The sequence below is a fragment of the Sphingomonas sp. NIC1 genome, assembly GCF_001638925.1.
In the GTDB taxonomy this organism is placed as follows: domain Bacteria; phylum Pseudomonadota; class Alphaproteobacteria; order Sphingomonadales; family Sphingomonadaceae; genus Sphingomonas; species Sphingomonas aquatilis.
This window is the reverse complement of sequence record NZ_CP015521.1, coordinates 2,354,505-2,368,676: the sequence shown is the minus strand read 5'-3', so window position 1 is coordinate 2,368,676 and position 14,172 is coordinate 2,354,505. Positions and strand designations below refer to the sequence as shown.

At 68.1% G+C, this 14,172-nt stretch carries 16 protein-coding genes; 3 read left to right on the top strand and 13 right to left on the bottom strand.

The window, feature by feature from the left end; genetic code table 11:
• Nucleotides 1-22: 22 nt before the first annotated feature.
• The 8 genes from A7E77_RS11310 to A7E77_RS11280 all read right to left on the bottom strand — a co-directional run bounded on the left by A7E77_RS11310 (nt 23) and on the right by A7E77_RS11280 (nt 6,098).
• Nucleotides 23-1,096 (bottom strand): LuxR C-terminal-related transcriptional regulator, encoded by a 1,074-nt coding sequence (locus A7E77_RS11310; protein ID WP_226341726.1) that lies wholly within the window; start codon nt 1,094-1,096, stop codon nt 23-25.
• A complete protein-coding gene (locus A7E77_RS18025; RefSeq protein ID WP_192929971.1) occupies nt 1,089-1,238 on the bottom strand; it encodes a hypothetical protein in 150 nt (49 codons plus the stop codon). The genes A7E77_RS11310 and A7E77_RS18025 overlap by 8 nt, the downstream gene beginning before the upstream one ends.
• Nucleotides 1,235-3,160 carry a 1-deoxy-D-xylulose-5-phosphate synthase gene (gene dxs / locus A7E77_RS11305; RefSeq protein ID WP_063688053.1) on the bottom strand — a complete coding sequence of 642 codons (1,926 nt, stop codon included), beginning with the start codon at nt 3,158-3,160 and terminating at the stop codon, nt 1,235-1,237. The genes A7E77_RS18025 and dxs overlap by 4 nt, the downstream gene beginning before the upstream one ends.
• A gap of 54 nt (nt 3,161-3,214) precedes the next feature.
• The gene (locus A7E77_RS11300; RefSeq protein ID WP_017977944.1) at nt 3,215-3,682 is read right to left on the bottom strand and encodes a Fur family transcriptional regulator; all 468 of its coding nucleotides are present in this window, start codon (nt 3,680-3,682) and stop codon (nt 3,215-3,217) included.
• 41 nt (nt 3,683-3,723) lie between these two features.
• Nucleotides 3,724-4,131: a MerC domain-containing protein gene (locus tag A7E77_RS11295; RefSeq protein WP_221204578.1), complete on the bottom strand. Its 408-nt coding sequence runs from the start codon at nt 4,129-4,131 to the stop codon at nt 3,724-3,726.
• Between the two features lie 77 nt (nt 4,132-4,208).
• Nucleotides 4,209-4,559, bottom strand: coding sequence for a hypothetical protein (locus tag A7E77_RS11290; protein WP_226341725.1), 351 nt, complete (start codon nt 4,557-4,559; stop codon nt 4,209-4,211).
• Nucleotides 4,560-4,633: 74 nt separating this feature from the next.
• Nucleotides 4,634-5,305 carry a ZIP family metal transporter gene (locus A7E77_RS11285; RefSeq protein WP_063688049.1) on the bottom strand — a complete coding sequence of 224 codons (672 nt, stop codon included), beginning with the start codon at nt 5,303-5,305 and terminating at the stop codon, nt 4,634-4,636.
• A 445-nt stretch (nt 5,306-5,750) separates the two neighbouring features.
• Nucleotides 5,751-6,098 carry a hypothetical protein gene (locus A7E77_RS11280; protein WP_063688047.1) on the bottom strand — a complete coding sequence of 116 codons (348 nt, stop codon included), beginning with the start codon at nt 6,096-6,098 and terminating at the stop codon, nt 5,751-5,753.
• 320 nt (nt 6,099-6,418) lie between these two features.
• On the opposite strand from A7E77_RS11280, the gene A7E77_RS11275 reads away from it, so the two are divergent.
• The 3 genes from A7E77_RS11275 (at nt 6,419) to rpsI (ending at nt 8,649) form a co-directional block, all read left to right on the top strand.
• The gene (locus tag A7E77_RS11275; protein WP_063689910.1) at nt 6,419-7,465 is read left to right on the top strand and encodes a COX15/CtaA family protein; all 1,047 of its coding nucleotides are present in this window, start codon (nt 6,419-6,421) and stop codon (nt 7,463-7,465) included.
• A gap of 144 nt (nt 7,466-7,609) precedes the next feature.
• A complete protein-coding gene (gene rplM / locus A7E77_RS11270; RefSeq protein ID WP_017977937.1) occupies nt 7,610-8,089 on the top strand; it encodes a 50S ribosomal protein L13 in 480 nt (159 codons plus the stop codon).
• Complete coding sequence (gene rpsI, locus A7E77_RS11265) at nt 8,089-8,649, top strand: 30S ribosomal protein S9 (RefSeq protein WP_063688045.1); 561 nt, start codon at nt 8,089-8,091, stop codon at nt 8,647-8,649. Before rplM ends, rpsI begins: the two co-directional genes overlap by 1 nt.
• Nucleotides 8,650-8,807: 158 nt before the next feature.
• On the opposite strand, the gene A7E77_RS11260 is transcribed toward rpsI, so the two are convergent.
• The 5 genes from A7E77_RS11260 to A7E77_RS11240 all read right to left on the bottom strand — a co-directional run bounded on the left by A7E77_RS11260 (nt 8,808) and on the right by A7E77_RS11240 (nt 14,172).
• Entirely contained in the window at nt 8,808-11,342 is a 2,535-nt protein-coding gene (locus A7E77_RS11260) for a TonB-dependent receptor domain-containing protein (RefSeq protein WP_226341724.1), read from the bottom strand.
• Nucleotides 11,343-11,422: 80 nt separating this feature from the next.
• Nucleotides 11,423-12,025: an ATP-binding cassette domain-containing protein gene (locus tag A7E77_RS11255; RefSeq protein ID WP_063688043.1), complete on the bottom strand. Its 603-nt coding sequence runs from the start codon at nt 12,023-12,025 to the stop codon at nt 11,423-11,425.
• Nucleotides 12,015-12,704 (bottom strand): molybdate ABC transporter permease subunit, encoded by a 690-nt coding sequence (gene modB / locus A7E77_RS11250; RefSeq protein ID WP_063688041.1) that lies wholly within the window; start codon nt 12,702-12,704, stop codon nt 12,015-12,017. The genes A7E77_RS11255 and modB overlap by 11 nt, the downstream gene beginning before the upstream one ends.
• The gene (modA, locus tag A7E77_RS11245; protein WP_063688039.1) at nt 12,704-13,456 is read right to left on the bottom strand and encodes a molybdate ABC transporter substrate-binding protein; all 753 of its coding nucleotides are present in this window, start codon (nt 13,454-13,456) and stop codon (nt 12,704-12,706) included. The genes modB and modA overlap by 1 nt, the downstream gene beginning before the upstream one ends.
• A 95-nt stretch (nt 13,457-13,551) precedes the next feature.
• Nucleotides 13,552-14,172, bottom strand: a complete 621-nt coding sequence (locus A7E77_RS11240) for a phosphoribosylanthranilate isomerase (RefSeq protein ID WP_063688037.1) — start codon at nt 14,170-14,172, stop codon at nt 13,552-13,554.

The following is a 14,172-nucleotide window of genomic DNA, read 5'->3' as shown; positions in this document are numbered from 1 at the left end:
GGCCGGCCGTGGGCCTCCGCCGTCAGCGCTTCGCGTCGAACGTCAGTAGCGATGGCTCCGCCGGCACCCCGTCCAGGCTCTTGAAGTTGCGATAGTGTGCGCTGTTGAAGCCCACCGCATAGGCCTGTCCGGCCACCGCGGTACATTGCATCGTAAAGCTGCGCCCATCCGCCGACCGACGCGGCGTGCCGTCGCATTCGGGATAGGCGCCGCGGTCGGACGTCACGAACGAAAAGTCTCCCGGCTGCATCGGTCGATCGAAGGTGACGCCGAGCGTGAACGGCCCCGGCGCGATCGTCGCGTGCATCGCCGGCGTCGTCGTCACCACATAGGGTACGTCGGCGGCGCGCCGGTACAGATAGGCGACGAACGCAGCCCCCTGCCCCGTGTCGTCCCCACCCACCGAAAAGCTCGATTCGCTGGAAAATCCCAGCGTCCGCACGCCGAAAAGGGCGACCTGCTGCACCTCCAGCAACGCCGCATTGGCGGTGTCGCCCGGTGCGATCCGCCCGGCCACTTCGCACAGATCCGTCCCGCACAGGACGCGCAGGCTGTTGACCCCGTTGATCCTGCCGAACCGGTTCATCAGCCGCGTTTCCGCCGGCGCGGCCCAGCCGGCATCACGCGCTTCCCGGCGCACCTTCGCATGCAGTGCCGCCGCGTCATGGGGCTTGTCCACCACCAGAGAGCCGAGCAACGGATCGGGCGCCTGCCCCCGCTCCCGCTGCCAGCCGATGCCGCCCAGCAGCACTGCCGCCGCCGCTATGCCGAGTCCCAAAACCATCGGACGCACCCCTTTCCGTGTCGTGCCCGCCGCACGCTGCGGCAGGTCCGGCACGGCCTCTGGCGGCACGGCGGCGGCGGGGGCCACCCCGATTTTTGCGTCACAAGTTTCTTGGGCGGCCAGCGCGCGGGCGAGATCGCGGCTGCTGCCCGCGCCCGTCTTGCGCCGCGCCTCGCGCAGCCGCTCGTTCACCCCGTGGACGCTGAGGCCCAGCGTCGCTGCCGCCGTCTTCGCGGTATGCCCCGCCGCCAGCAGCGCCAGAATCTGCCGCTCCGCCTCCGTCAATGAGGCGAAGCGGTCGCGCTCAGACACCGCGGTCCTCGCGCGGGTCCGCCTCCAGCGCCCGGCCCTTCGCCGTCGCCGCCTTCATCGCGCGATACATGCGCACGTTGACCGCGATCAGCACCAAGACCGCCAGGCCGATAATGATCGCGGCCTTCAGCGGTCCGCTCACGCGCGCGCGCCCTCGTGCACGCCCGTGCTGTTGTGGCGCAGCGCGGTCAGCACCGTGCTGACGATATGGTCGGCGTCGAGGCCCGCCTCGGCATATTGCTTCTCGGGCTTGTCCTGATCCTGGAACGTGTCGGGCAGGCGCATCGTGCGCAGCTTCAGCCCGCCGTCGATCAGCCCCTCGTCGCTCGCCAGCGTCAGCACGTGCGCGCCGAAGCCGCCGACCGCATTCTCCTCGATCGTCACCGCGACTTCGTGCGTCGTCAGCAGGCGGCGGATCAGCGCCTCGTCGAGCGGCTTGGCGAAGCGCAGGTCAGCGACCGTGGTCGACAGTCCCTTCGCCTCCAGCGTGTCGGCGGCCTTCAGCGCCTCTTCCAACCGGGTGCCGAGCGACAGGATCGCCACCGTCTTGCCCTCGCGGACGACGCGGCCCTTGCCGATCTCCAGCCGCTCCGGCACCTCCGGCAGATCGACGCCGACGCCCGCCCCGCGCGGATAGCGCACCGCAATCGGCCCGATGTCGTGCAGCGCGGCCGTGTGCGTCATATGCGCCAGCTCCGCCTCGTCCGCCGCCGCCATCACGACGAAATTGGGCAAAGTCGCCAGATAGGTGACGTCGAACGATCCGGCATGCGTCGCGCCATCGGCGCCGACCAGCCCCGCACGATCGATCGCGAAGCGCACCGGCAAATTCTGGATCGCCACGTCATGGACGACCTGATCGTAGGCACGCTGCAGGAAGGTCGAATAGATCGCGCAGAACGGCCGCATCCCCTGCGCCGCGAGGCCCGCCGCGAAGGTGACGGCATGCTGCTCCGCGATCCCCACGTCGAACGCGCGATCCGGAAACGCCTTGGCGAAGCGATCGACACCGGTGCCCGAGGGCATCGCCGCGGTGATCGCGACGATCGTCGGATCGCGCTGCCCTTCCTTCACCAACTGGTCGCCGAACACGTTCTGATACTGCGGCGGCCCGGGAGGCGCTTTCGCCTGCGCACCGGTGATGACGTCGAACTTCTGCACGCCGTGATACTTGTCCGCCGCGGCCTCGGCGGGGGCATAGCCCTTGCCCTTCTTGGTCACGACATGGACCAGGATCGGCCCTTCCTCGGCATCGCGCACATTCTCGAGCACCGGGATCAGATGGTCGAGGTTATGCCCGTCGATCGGCCCGACGTAATAGAAGCCCAGCTCCTCGAACAGCGTGCCGCCCATCGTCATGCCGCGGGCGAATTCGTCGGTCTTGCGCGCGGCGTGATGGAACGGCCGCGGCAGGCGGCGGGCGAAGCGCTTCAGGATGTCGCGCACACCCAGAAATTCGCGGCTCGACACGATGCGGGACAGATATGCCGACAGCCCGCCCACCGGCGGCGCGATCGACATGTCATTGTCGTTCAGGATCACGACCAGCCGGTTGCCCGCCTGTTCGGCGTTGTTCATCGCCTCATAGGCCATGCCGGCGGACATCGATCCGTCGCCGATCACCGCGATGCCGCGCCCGGGCGTGCCGGCGAGCTTGTTCGCCACCGCAAAGCCCAGCGCCGCCGAGATCGAGGTCGACGAATGCGCCGCGCCGAACGGATCGTATTCGCTCTCGCTACGCTTGGTGAAGCCGCTGAGGCCGCCCCCCTGACGCAGCGTGCGGATACGGTCGCGGCGCCCGGTCAGGATCTTGTGCGGATAGCATTGATGCCCGACGTCCCAGACCAGCCGGTCGCGCGGCGTATCGAAGACATAGTGGATCGCGGTGGTCAGCTCGACCACACCCAGCCCGGAGCCGAGGTGGCCACCGGTCGTCCCGACGGCGGAGATCGTCTCCTGCCGCAGCTCATCCGCCAGTTGGCGCAGCTGCTCGGGCTTCAATTTTCGCAGCTCTTCCGGGGTGTTGACGGTATCGAGCAGCGGAGTCTCAGGGAGTTCGGCCATCCCACCCGTCTACGCGCTTCGCCATCGGCTGTCGATTGGCAGCGCGAACCGGGCTCAGTCGCAGTCGGCGCAGCGCCCCCGCACCTCGATCACGGGACGAACCGGTGTGAATCCAGCAGCTTGCGCGGCAGACCGCACCCCGCGGGTGACGCTGTCATCGTCCAGATGCACGGTTCGTCCACAGGAATCGCACACCAGAAAGATGCAGTCGTGCAGGCAATCGGGATGCGCGTTGGCGACGTAAGCGTTGGAGCTTTCGACCTTTCGCGACAGGTTCGCGGCGACGAACACGTCGAGGATGCGATAGATGCTGTTGGCGGCCACCCGCCGCCCCTCGCGCTGCGACAGCGCGTCGGCGATGTCATAGGCGCTGGCCGGCTTGTCGAACGCCGCCAGCGCCGCGAACACGCTGGCGCGCATCGGCGTCCATTGCTCGCCGGCTTTTTCCAGCGTCGTCTGCGCGGCCTTCATCAGGTCGTCGCCTTGCGGCTCGTGGTGATCGTGATGCGCGTGGCTGGCCATGCTGCTGAAATAAGGTGCGCTCGCCCCCGCGGCAAGCGGCGTCAGTGCCCGGCGCGGCGGTTCAGGTCGTGCCCGAAGGCGAGCAGGCCGACGCCGATCACGGTCCACAGCGTCTCCGCACCATGGCCGCCCTCATGCGGCAGGCTCATCGCGCCTGCCATGATCCCCAGACCGAACGATCCCATCGCGGCGGGCATGATATAGCCATGCTCCATCACCCCCCGCCCCAGCGCCACTGCGCCGAGCAGGATCGCGATGCTGAGACCGATCTCGTGGAACAGCGGGTTGAGCAGCAGCCCGCCCGCCGCGGACAGCATGGCGAGCAGCACCGCACTCGCGATGCAATGGACGACGCACAGCCCCGACAACGCGATCGCCGCGCGATCGAGCCCCGCCCAGCCGAAGCTGCGCACGACCGAGGTCGTATGGGAGTGAGTCCTATGGTCCATCCGAGCCGACCATCTAGGCGCAGCCGCGCTGCGTTACAACATTACATCTCCGAATTTTACGGCAACAGGCGACGCCGTCACTGCGGCGCGCCGGGCGGGGCGAGCCGGATCACGCTATCGGGCTGTACCGACTGGATTCCCGCAACGCGCTCCAACCGTCGCCGTAACGCCGCGCCGTCCTGCGGCCGCCGGGCCGTCACCGCAAATCCGCCGATGGTCGCGTAGGCATACAAGATCCTGCCGCCCGCGCGCTCGATCCTGCGCTGCACCCTCGCCCGCTTCGCGGACGTCGCGCAATCGCATGACACGATGAACGTCGATGGGGCGGTCGCGCCGTTCGCCAACGGCCGGGCCAGCAGCGGCGCGGGCACGCATGCGGCCGCCACCAGCAGCGTCAGGGGCCACCCGCGTCCGATTATATGCGCCATGCCATCGTCCTTCCCGTAATATGGCGCGATGCTATCCGCCCCGGCTGTACCGGCGATGAAGCCGCACGGCGCCGTCACCCCGCCGCATAGGTGAGGCAGGCCATCACGCCGATCCCCGCCATGCTCGCCAGCCCCGCGCCATAGCCCCGCGCGCCGCCGCGGCTGCGCGGCAGCAATTCGGACGCGCCGATGTACAGAAAGCCGCCGGCGAACAGCGCGAGCAGCAACGACAGGTGATGCGCGTCGATGCGGATCGCCTGCCCGATCGCGACGCCCGCCAGCGGCGCGGCGGCATTGGCGATCAGCCAGCGATGCGCCCGCTCCGGCCGGCACACGGTGGACGACAGGCCGATCATATTGGCGCCGTCCGCCATGTCGTGCGCCAGCACGGCCGCCGCCACCAGCCAGCCGGTCGACTGCGACACCTGGAAGGCAAAGCCGATGCCCAGCCCGTCCATCAGACTGTGCAGCGCCAGGCTGACGCGCCCGACCATCGCCCCTCCGGGCAACCGGTGGAGCAGGATATACAGCGCCATGCCGATCGCGACCGCGCCGAACACCCATTCGCTCGCGCTCCCGCCGCCCTCCACCGCTTCGGGCAGCAGATCGAGCAACGCCAGCCCCACGACCATCCCGCCGGTCAGACCGAACAGCAGGTCCTGCCGCCGCCCGAACCGCATGGCGAGCCGCCCGCCGGCATAGGTCGATCCGGCGGCGGCGATCCCCAGCAGATACGGGACCAGCATCACCGTGCCGCCCCCATCGTCCCGGACGCCAGCGCCCGCGGCACTTGCACGTCATCGTGCATCGTCACCTCCATGATATAATGTATCATGCGTTAGGTGCGGTCGGAGGCGTTGTCCAGTCGGCGGAGGGACTCGGGTATCGAATCAGTGATCGGCACCAGATGCCCTCTTAAATTCCTCCCCCGCCAGGGGGAGGTGGCATGCCGCAGGCATGACGGAGGGGGAGGTCAGGGCAGCGTTTGATTGCCGAGGACGTTCCTATCCGCCCCCTCCGTCACCGCCTTCGGCGGCGCCACCTCCCCCTGGCGGGGGAGGAATTTACGCTCCCTACGCCGATCAGCACGTGCCGATCGATCCGCGCGTCATGACCCGTGTCAGCCCCCCGCCCCCGTCCCACCTATGCCGCAACCGGTTGCGACGACACGTCACCCTCTTCCGCAAACAGCTAGGCCCGCGCCTCGTCCTTGTCGGTGAAGAACCGGAACTCGGGGCGGTTGCGCGTCGCGCGGACCGCCTGCATCCGCGGCATGACGTCGCCCGTATACATGGCCACCCGCCGCGATCGGACGATCGGATTCTCCATGATCTTGGTCAGCGCGGCGATGACCTCCTGGCTCTGCGTCATCGCACCGGTGTAATCGCACAGGCTGATCGGCGCCCGCCCGGTCGCCTGGATACGGCGCCCCGCTTCGGTAACCGCGCGATGGAAGTCGCTGATGGTCTCGAGCGTCCAAAAGCCGAAGATTGTACTTTCGAAACAGCCGCGTTCGATGTCTACCGTCACGTTAAACATCGAAAACTCCCGCCCTATCCTGGACATGGTCTATCGCCATTTGGTTACGGGAAGGTGCATGCCTTTTAGGGACGCAAAATATCGCTGTCCTATTTAGGAAAAAGCGTGAACAGTCGACATATGACTGATTCGGTCCGGCACGATTCGTTGCCGGCATCCTGTTCCGTCGTAGGACGTCCCTCGCCGCTCCGGTCGATCCGCCCCTTCGCATGGGAGGGCTTCGGGACGCACCGTATCGTCCACTTCGTCCACTTCCACGCTCGTTTTGGCGGTTTCGACGCCGCTGGTCGGCAGTCGGGAACAGGCGTATGAGCCTCGGCATGCTTCAACCCAGCGCCGCTTTCCTTTCCCGTGCCCGCCCTCGCAGCGTGGCGCGATGGCTGTTTGTCGTCGCCGGCCTGATCGTCGCGATGGTCGTGATCGGCGGCATCACCCGCCTGACCGAATCCGGCCTGTCGATCACGCAATGGAAACCGATCAGCGGCACCATCCCGCCGCTGAACCAGGCGCAGTGGCAGGCCGAATTCGACAATTACAAACGCATCCCGGAATATCAGGCGTTCAACCGCGACATGACGCTCGCCGGGTTCAAGCACATCTTCTTCTGGGAATATCTGCACCGCCTGTGGGGCCGGCTGATCGGCATGGCCTTCGCACTGCCGCTGCTGTGGTCCGCGGTCCGGCGGCAGATCCCGGCGGGCTACGGCTGGCGCCTCGGCGCGCTGCTCGCGCTCGGCGGCTTTCAGGGCGCGATCGGCTGGTGGATGGTCGCCTCGGGCCTGTCGGTCCGCACCGACGTCAGCCACATCCGCCTCGCCGTCCATCTGCTCACCGCGCTGACCATCCTCGCCGGCATCGTCTGGACCGCGCTCGACCTGATGGCGTTGCACCGCGATCCCTCCGCCCCGCCAGCACGGCTGACGCGCACCGCAGTGCTGGCGCTGGCGGCGCTGGTCGTGCAGCTCGTCTATGGCGCATTCACCGCCGGGCTCGATGCCGGCTATGCCTTCGCCAGCTGGCCGCTGATGGGCGACGCGCTGTTCCCCGCGGGCGTGCCGATGGTCGACCCGGCGTGGCGCAACGCGATCGACAATCCCGTCGTCGTCCAGTTCTTCCACCGCTGGTGGGCGTTCGCCACCGCCGCCGCCTTGGTCTGGCTCGCGATCCGCGCGACGCGCAGCGGATCGAAGGCGGGTCTGTGGGTCGTGCTGCTCGTGACGCTGCAGATCGTACTCGGCATCGCCACACTGATGAGCGGCGTGCAGATCGACATCGCCGTCGCGCATCAGGGCAATGCCGCGCTGCTGCTGATCGCCACCGTCTTTGCCGCGCATGCGATCGGGGGCCGCGACCGCCGCTTCGCTTGAGCGGCGTCGGACTGTGGTATTATTTTACCCGTCAGCAAACGCGCTGTTTGCTTGACTTTCGCGGGGCCCTCCCGCATTGGCACGCTCAACCACGCCGCTTGGAAACAGGCGGCGTGTCTCGTTTCAAACCGAAAGGTCTCGCCCATGAAGGCGCTCATGAAGACCACCAAGTCGGCCAAGCCGCATGAGGTGGAAAAGAAGTGGCACATCATCGACGCCACCGACCTCGTCGTCGGCCGCACCGCGTCGATCATCGCCAACATCCTGCGCGGCAAGCACAAGACGTCGTTCACCCCGCACGTCGACTGCGGTGACAACGTCATCGTCATCAACGCCGACAAGATCCGCTTCACGTCGAACAAGGCGGCGAAGAAGGTCTATTACAAGCACACCGGCTATGCCGGCGGCATCAAGGGCATCACCGCCGCCAAGGTCCTCGAAGGCCGCTTCCCGGAGCGCGTCCTCGAAAAGGCCGTCGAGCGTATGATTCCCCGTGGTCCGCTCGGCCGCGAGCAGATGCGCAACCTGCGCATCTTCAAGGGTTCGGAGCATCCGCACGAAGCCCAGAACCCTGAGGTTCTCGATATCGCGGGCATGAACCGCAAGAACAAGGTGGGCGCGTAATGACCGACAATCGCCAGTCCCTTTCCGACCTCGCCTCGCTGACCCAGCAGGCGGCCCAGGCTCCCGCCGCCGCTTCGGCGACCAACGGCGCCGCCAATGGTGCCGAGGGCGAAACCGCCGCGCCGGTGCAGACCCAGCCGACCACGCCGCTGCGTCAGCAGGAACTCGACAAGTTCGGCCGCGCCTATGCGACCGGCCGTCGTAAAGACGCCGTTGCGCGCGTCTGGCTGAAGCCGGGTTCGGGCAAGATCACGATCAACGGTCGCGATCAGGAAGTCTATTTCGCGCGTCCGACGCTGCGCCTCGTCATCAACCAGGTGTTCGGCATCACCGAGCGCGAAGGTCAGTATGACGTCGTCTGCACCGTCAAGGGCGGTGGCCTCTCGGGCCAGGCCGGTGCGGTCAAGCACGGCATCAGCCAGGCGCTGACCAAGTACGAGCCGATCCTCCGCTCGCCGGTCAAGGCCGCTGGCTTCCTGACCCGCGACAGCCGTACGGTCGAGCGTAAGAAGTACGGCCGCGCCAAGGCCCGCCGCAGCTTCCAGTTCTCGAAGCGTTAATGAGCCTCGGATTGCTTCGGCAATCCGCGGACTCATAGCGCCGGCCGGCGGGGCGGCTCGCCCGCCCCGTTCGACGTCACGGACTTGCTCCGTGACGGCACGGCCCGAAGCCAAAAACGAAAAGGCGGCCCGGCAAGGGACCGCCTTTTTCGTTTCCCTCAGAACAGCTTACGCACCGACAGCTTCACGATCCGCCCATACCAGTCCAGAAACGACGGCTGGAAGGCATAGGGCGTCGCCCCGCTACGGTCCCGAACCTGCACCCGGTTGTTGAACAGGTTCTGCACCGTAAATTGCAGCGTCATCCGCTTCGTCCAATCGGCCTTCGGCGCCAGCTTGGCGGCATCGAACGTCGAATAGAGCGAAAAGAACATCCTCGGCGAAAAGCGCAGGTCGGCGCTCGGAATATCGCTGCGGATCCGGGTCGGCGACTTCCACAGGCCGAAGATGCCGCCCTGCACCGCCCCCACCGAACCGCCGATCGCCCCCTGTGCCTCGAACCGCGACCGCTCCTGCACGCTGCTCACCCCATCGCCGACCAGCGCGTCGAAGACCGGCTGACCCGGTCGCAGCCTCACCTGATCGTCCAGCCGCAGCGTCGCGGTGACGAAGCTGTACAGCGACGGCCGCTGGCGTGGCGGAGGCGGCGGGGCGGTGCTGCCGACCGGCGCGGCAGGCGGCTTGGGCACAGCGCCCAACGGCGTCCACAGGTTGATCCGCCCTTCCAGCTTGCGCTCCCGTTCGAAGGCGACGTTGATCGGCCGCAGGTCCGCCGTCAGCAACTGGCCATCGGCATCGCGGCGAAACCGCTCCGGAAACGCCGCGAGCAGCGCCGGGCTGCCCCGGACGATGTTGACCGTCTGATCGTCGATCCGCGTCTCAATATAATTGAGCGCCAGCCGCAATTCGCGTGCCTTCATCGGCTTCCACGTCGCCCCCACTGTGCTGACGCGCCGCCGCTCCGGCGCCAGATCGGCATTGCCGCCACTCGTCAGGGTGACGAGCGCATTGGTGCCCGTCGCGAAGTCGAAGAAGGCGACGTTGGTGATCGTGACGACCGGCTGGGTCAGTTGCGCGATGTCCGGCGCGGTCTGCGTCACGTTCAGCGACGCGGTGACCTGTACCGGCGAAACGGGGGTCCAGGTCAGCCCCAGATAGCGCGACAGCAGGCTCCCGTAGTCCGATACCGACGATACGCCCAGCGTCGCATTGGCCGACAGCGTGCCGATCGCGCCCAGCACACCCCGCTCCCGCGATGCGATCGGCAGATCGACGTTGGCGCTTGCGCTCCGCACCGACCGCGTCAGGCTTCGCGCGGTCCCGTCGCTCCCAGCCAGGGTGCCGTTGCTACCGGTGCGGGCATAGTCCGCGGTCAGCGTCATCCGCGCCTCTCCCGCCGGCAGTCGCGCCACGGGTCCCGTCGCCGTCGCGTTGCTCGACAGCGTCTCGGCGACGGATCGGCTGCGGCTGGTCAACCGGGTCGCGACGTCCTGCGCCGCAAAGCCGCGAAACGGATCGGCACCGGCCGTGATCGCCGCCTGGACGCGTGTCAGATCCACGCCCTGATCGAGCATGAAGCGGGTCAGCGCCCGGTCGTAATTGCCGGTAACGGTCCACAGCCAGCGCTTCACGCTCCCCTGCACCGTGCCACCCGCATGCAATTGCAGGCCCCCGCCCGACTGGCGCAGGACGCCCGCTTCCGGCAGATTGCGGTACAGCAGCACATCGGTGCCGAAGGGGGAATACGGGTTGCTGCCCGGCACGCGCAGCACCGCGGTGGCGAGGCCGCCCGGTCGCGACCCGCCCTTGGCGTCCATCGACAGATTGAGCGATGCCGTCACCGTTTTGCCGATCGGTACGGCCTGCGTCGCGTTGATCTTGACCTCGTCGTTCGATTGCAGCGCTCCATACGGCGCCATGTCGAACCGCCGTGGCACGTTCGCCGCCGCGGCATAGGCCGACAACAGGCCACGCTGCGCCGGATCGAGCGGCACGGGCGCCACCGTCACGCGTTGCCCCGCCAGCGCGTCGAGCGTCGGCGACAGGCTGGCCCCGCCGATCCCGGTGATGTTGCCGGTCGGATCGAACAGGCTGTCGGGATCGGCAAAGGTCGGCCGCCGCGCATAGGGCAACGCGTCCTGGTGGAGATATTCGATCGTCGCGACGAAGCGCCGGTCGCGATCGATCCGCGTCGGACTGAGCGACAGCGTCGCGGCGCTGCCGCCGCCATCGGTCGTGGTCGACGCGCTCTGCTCCACGGCCAGCGCCCGGAAATGCGGCTTGGTGATAAAATTGACGAGCCTAACGGTTGGCGGAAAGCCGAAGCGCGACGCCTCCGTTTCGGGCAGCACCTCGGTCCGCTCGATCGCCTCGGGCGGCAGCGTCTGCACCTCCTGATAGCCCGAGATGCGGCGCCCGTTGAGCAGGAGCACGGGATCCGCGCCGCTGGGCGAGGTGGTCAACGGCTTCAACTGACGCAGGATATCGTCGATATTGGTGCCGAGCGTCCGCAATTGCCCGGCGTCGAGCACCGCAACCGGCTCCACATCGCCGATCGCCGACCCACGTGGTCGCTTGCCGGTAATGACGATGTCGCCCGTCTTCGCCTCGTCCGCCTGCGCTGCGGCGACACCCGAAACCAACATCGCAACGCCAGCGAGCACACGCAGATAGCCAAGACGCGAGTCGTGCATGACCGCTTCTCCCCCCAAAGCCCGGCCGCGATGCTCCCGACCGCCCCGATGTCTGGCAGGCAATTGCGGTGAAAGATTGGTCAGAGCCGGACGATACGTGTGCCCAGCCGCTCCGCTTCGTCGGGGTCGTGCGTCACCATCAGGATCGGCAGGCGAACCTCGTCGCGAACGCGCAGGATCGCGTCCATGATCTCACCCCGTCGCGCCCGGTCGAGCGACGACAGGGGTTCGTCGAGCAGCAGGAAGGCGGGGTCGCTGAGCAGGGCCCGGCCGATCGCCACCCGCCGCGCCTCGCCGCCCGACAACGTGCCCGGCCAGCGCCCCAACAGATGGCCGATGCCCAGCATCGCGACGGTAGCATCGAGGGCGCTCTCGTCCTTCGCCCCGTACAGCAGGTTCGCGCGCACCCGGCGGTGCGGGAACAACCGCGGGTCCTGAAAGACATAGCCCGCCCGCCGCCGCTCGGGCGGCAGGTCGATGCCGGCCGCCGCGTCGAACACCACCGTGTCGCCGACCACGATCCGGCCTGCATCGGGGCGCAGCAGGCCGGCGACCATGTTGAGCACGCTGGTCTTGCCGATGCCGGACGGCCCGAACAGCACCGTCAGCCCTTCCCCCACCGCCAGATCGATCGCGACGCGCGTGTCGCCCAGCGTCTTGGTGACGCGCACTTCAAAGGACATGCAGCCCCCGTCGCACGCGCCGGGTGAGCAATTCGGACGCCAGCAGCGCGATCAGGCTCAGCGCCACCGCGATCCCCGACAGCCGCCACACGCTCGCCTCTGCCCCCGGTTGCTGAAGCGCCGAATAGATGGCGAGCGGCAGCGTCTGCGTCTGTCCCGGCACGTTGGAGACGAAGGTGATCGTCGCGCCGAACTCCCCGATCGAGCGCGCGAAACCCAGCACTGCGCCCGCCAGCACGCCAGGCAGGCTGAGCGGCAGCGTCAGCGTCCAGAACACGCGGGCAGGCCCCGCCCCCAGCGTGCGCGCCGCGCTTTCCAGCCGCGGGTCGACCGCCTCGATCGACAGCCGCATCGCGCGCACCATCAGCGGCATCGCCATTACGCCCGCCGCGATCGCCGCCCCGGTCCAGCGAAACAGCACGCTGACCCCAAACCAGCGTTCGAGCAGCGCGCCGGCGGGGCCGTTCGGGCCGAAAGCGATGAGCAGCAGCCACCCCGTCACCACCGGCGGCACCACCAGCGGCAGGTGGACGATCGCGTCGAGCAGCAATTTGCCCGGAAACCGCCCGCGCGCCAAGGCCCACGCCAGCGCGAAGGCGACCGGCAGCATCGCCGCCACCGCCACCCCGCCGACGCGCAGGCTCAGCCCGACGATCCCCCATTCCTCTGCCGAGAGCATCAGCGGGGCAGGAACCCGTAACGGCGGAAGATCGCCTTGCCCGGCGCGCTGATCAGGAAGCGGCGGAACCGCTCGCCTTCCGGGTTCGTCGATCGGGCGAGGCGCGCGATCGGATAGGTGACGGGCGGATGGCTGCTCGCCGGAAACACGCCCGCGATCCGCACCTTGGCCGACGCCTTGGCATCGGTGGCATAAACGATCCCGAGCGGCGCTGCGCCGCGTTCGACCAATGTCAGTGCCGCGCGGACGCTGTCGCCGCGCACCACCTTGGGCGCGACCGCACTCCACACGCCCAGCGATGTCAACGCCGCCTCGCCATATTGGCCCGCCGGGACCGGTGCATCCGCCATGGCGAGCGGCCCCGCGCCCAGCACCCGCGCCAGCGCGGCGGGTGGACGCACCGGGATGCGCACCGGATTGTCCTTCGCGGCGATGACCACCAGCTGGTTGCCGAGGAAGGTGACGCGGCTTGCCGGCACGATCAGTCGCTTGGCGGCGAGCGCTTCCATCCATTGCTGGTCTGCCGACACGAACAGATCGGCGTCGCCCCCCGCCTCTACCTGCCGCGCCAGTGCGGACGATGCGGCGAAGGAGATGACGGGCCGCGGATGGCCCCGCTTCGCCCAGGCGTCAGCGGCGGCGGTCATCGATTCCTGCAGACTGGCCGCCGCCAGCACCAGCGGCGGCTTGGCCTGCGCGATCGCCGGAGCGGCAGCGAACAGCGACGCCAAAAACAGCAACGGACGGATCATGCAGGCTCCCTAAACGCGTGCAACCGTTCGTAAACCTCGCGCGCCGGGAAGGCGATGCCATTCTGCCGACGTTTACCGGCTAACGGTGCGGCAGCCTATCGAGACATCGCCATGTCAGCCGCGCGCACGGCATGCATAAACGCGTCGAGCTTGGCAGCGTCGAGATGACCGTCCGTCCGTACGCCGGAGCACAGGTCGAGCCCATATGGCCTCACCTGGCGGATCGCCTCGCCCACGTTGCTCGCGGACAGGCCGCCGGCCAGAAAGACCGGACGCATGCTCGCCCGGACGAAGTCGGCGCTGATCGTCCAGTCATGCGCCCTGCCCGTGCCGCCCAATTCGGCGATCGCCGCATTCGGCCTGCCAGAATCGAGAAGGAATGCGTGGACGTACGGCGAATACAAGGAGATCATGTCGAGGGCTTCACGCCCCTCGACGTGGATCACCTGTACCCGACGGACGTGGGGAAGCCGTTCCGCAAGCGTGCGGGACTCCGCGACATCGATATGCGATACGATTTGCACCGTCGTCGGCTGCGTGCGCGCCACATGCTCCGCGATCGCCTCCGCCGTGGTTTCCGACGTCAGCAGGAACGTGGCGACGGGCGGCAGGGCCGCCGCCGTGATGTCGGCGATCCGGTCATCGGGGATCGGCCCGGGACCCGATGGCATCCGCGCCACCAGGCCCAATGCATCCGCCCCGGCGGCGGTCGCCAT

Bases quoted from the DNA above. Each gene is read 5' to 3' on its own strand.
- dxs (WP_063688053.1), bottom strand. From the start codon at position 3,160: ATGGCCGAACTCCCTGAGACTCCGCTGCTCGATACCGTCAACACCCCG.
- A7E77_RS11300 (WP_017977944.1), bottom strand. From the start codon at position 3,682: ATGGCCAGCCACGCGCATCACGATCACCACGAGCCGCAAGGCGACGAC.
- A7E77_RS11295 (WP_221204578.1), bottom strand. From the start codon at position 4,131: ATGGACCATAGGACTCACTCCCATACGACCTCGGTCGTGCGCAGCTTC.
- A7E77_RS11290 (WP_226341725.1), bottom strand. From the start codon at position 4,559: ATGGCGCATATAATCGGACGCGGGTGGCCCCTGACGCTGCTGGTGGCG.
- A7E77_RS11285 (WP_063688049.1), bottom strand. From the start codon at position 5,305: ATGCTGGTCCCGTATCTGCTGGGGATCGCCGCCGCCGGATCGACCTAT.
- A7E77_RS11280 (WP_063688047.1), bottom strand. From the start codon at position 6,098: ATGTTTAACGTGACGGTAGACATCGAACGCGGCTGTTTCGAAAGTACA.
- A7E77_RS11275 (WP_063689910.1), top strand. From the start codon at position 6,419: ATGCTTCAACCCAGCGCCGCTTTCCTTTCCCGTGCCCGCCCTCGCAGC.
- rplM (WP_017977937.1), top strand. From the start codon at position 7,610: ATGAAGGCGCTCATGAAGACCACCAAGTCGGCCAAGCCGCATGAGGTG.
- rpsI (WP_063688045.1), top strand. From the start codon at position 8,089: ATGACCGACAATCGCCAGTCCCTTTCCGACCTCGCCTCGCTGACCCAG.
- A7E77_RS11260 (WP_226341724.1), bottom strand. From the start codon at position 11,342: ATGCACGACTCGCGTCTTGGCTATCTGCGTGTGCTCGCTGGCGTTGCG.
- A7E77_RS11255 (WP_063688043.1), bottom strand. From the start codon at position 12,025: ATGTCCTTTGAAGTGCGCGTCACCAAGACGCTGGGCGACACGCGCGTC.
- modB (WP_063688041.1), bottom strand. From the start codon at position 12,704: ATGCTCTCGGCAGAGGAATGGGGGATCGTCGGGCTGAGCCTGCGCGTC.
- modA (WP_063688039.1), bottom strand. From the start codon at position 13,456: ATGATCCGTCCGTTGCTGTTTTTGGCGTCGCTGTTCGCTGCCGCTCCG.
- A7E77_RS11240 (WP_063688037.1), bottom strand. From the start codon at position 14,172: ATGGCGACCGCCGCCGGGGCGGATGCATTGGGCCTGGTGGCGCGGATG.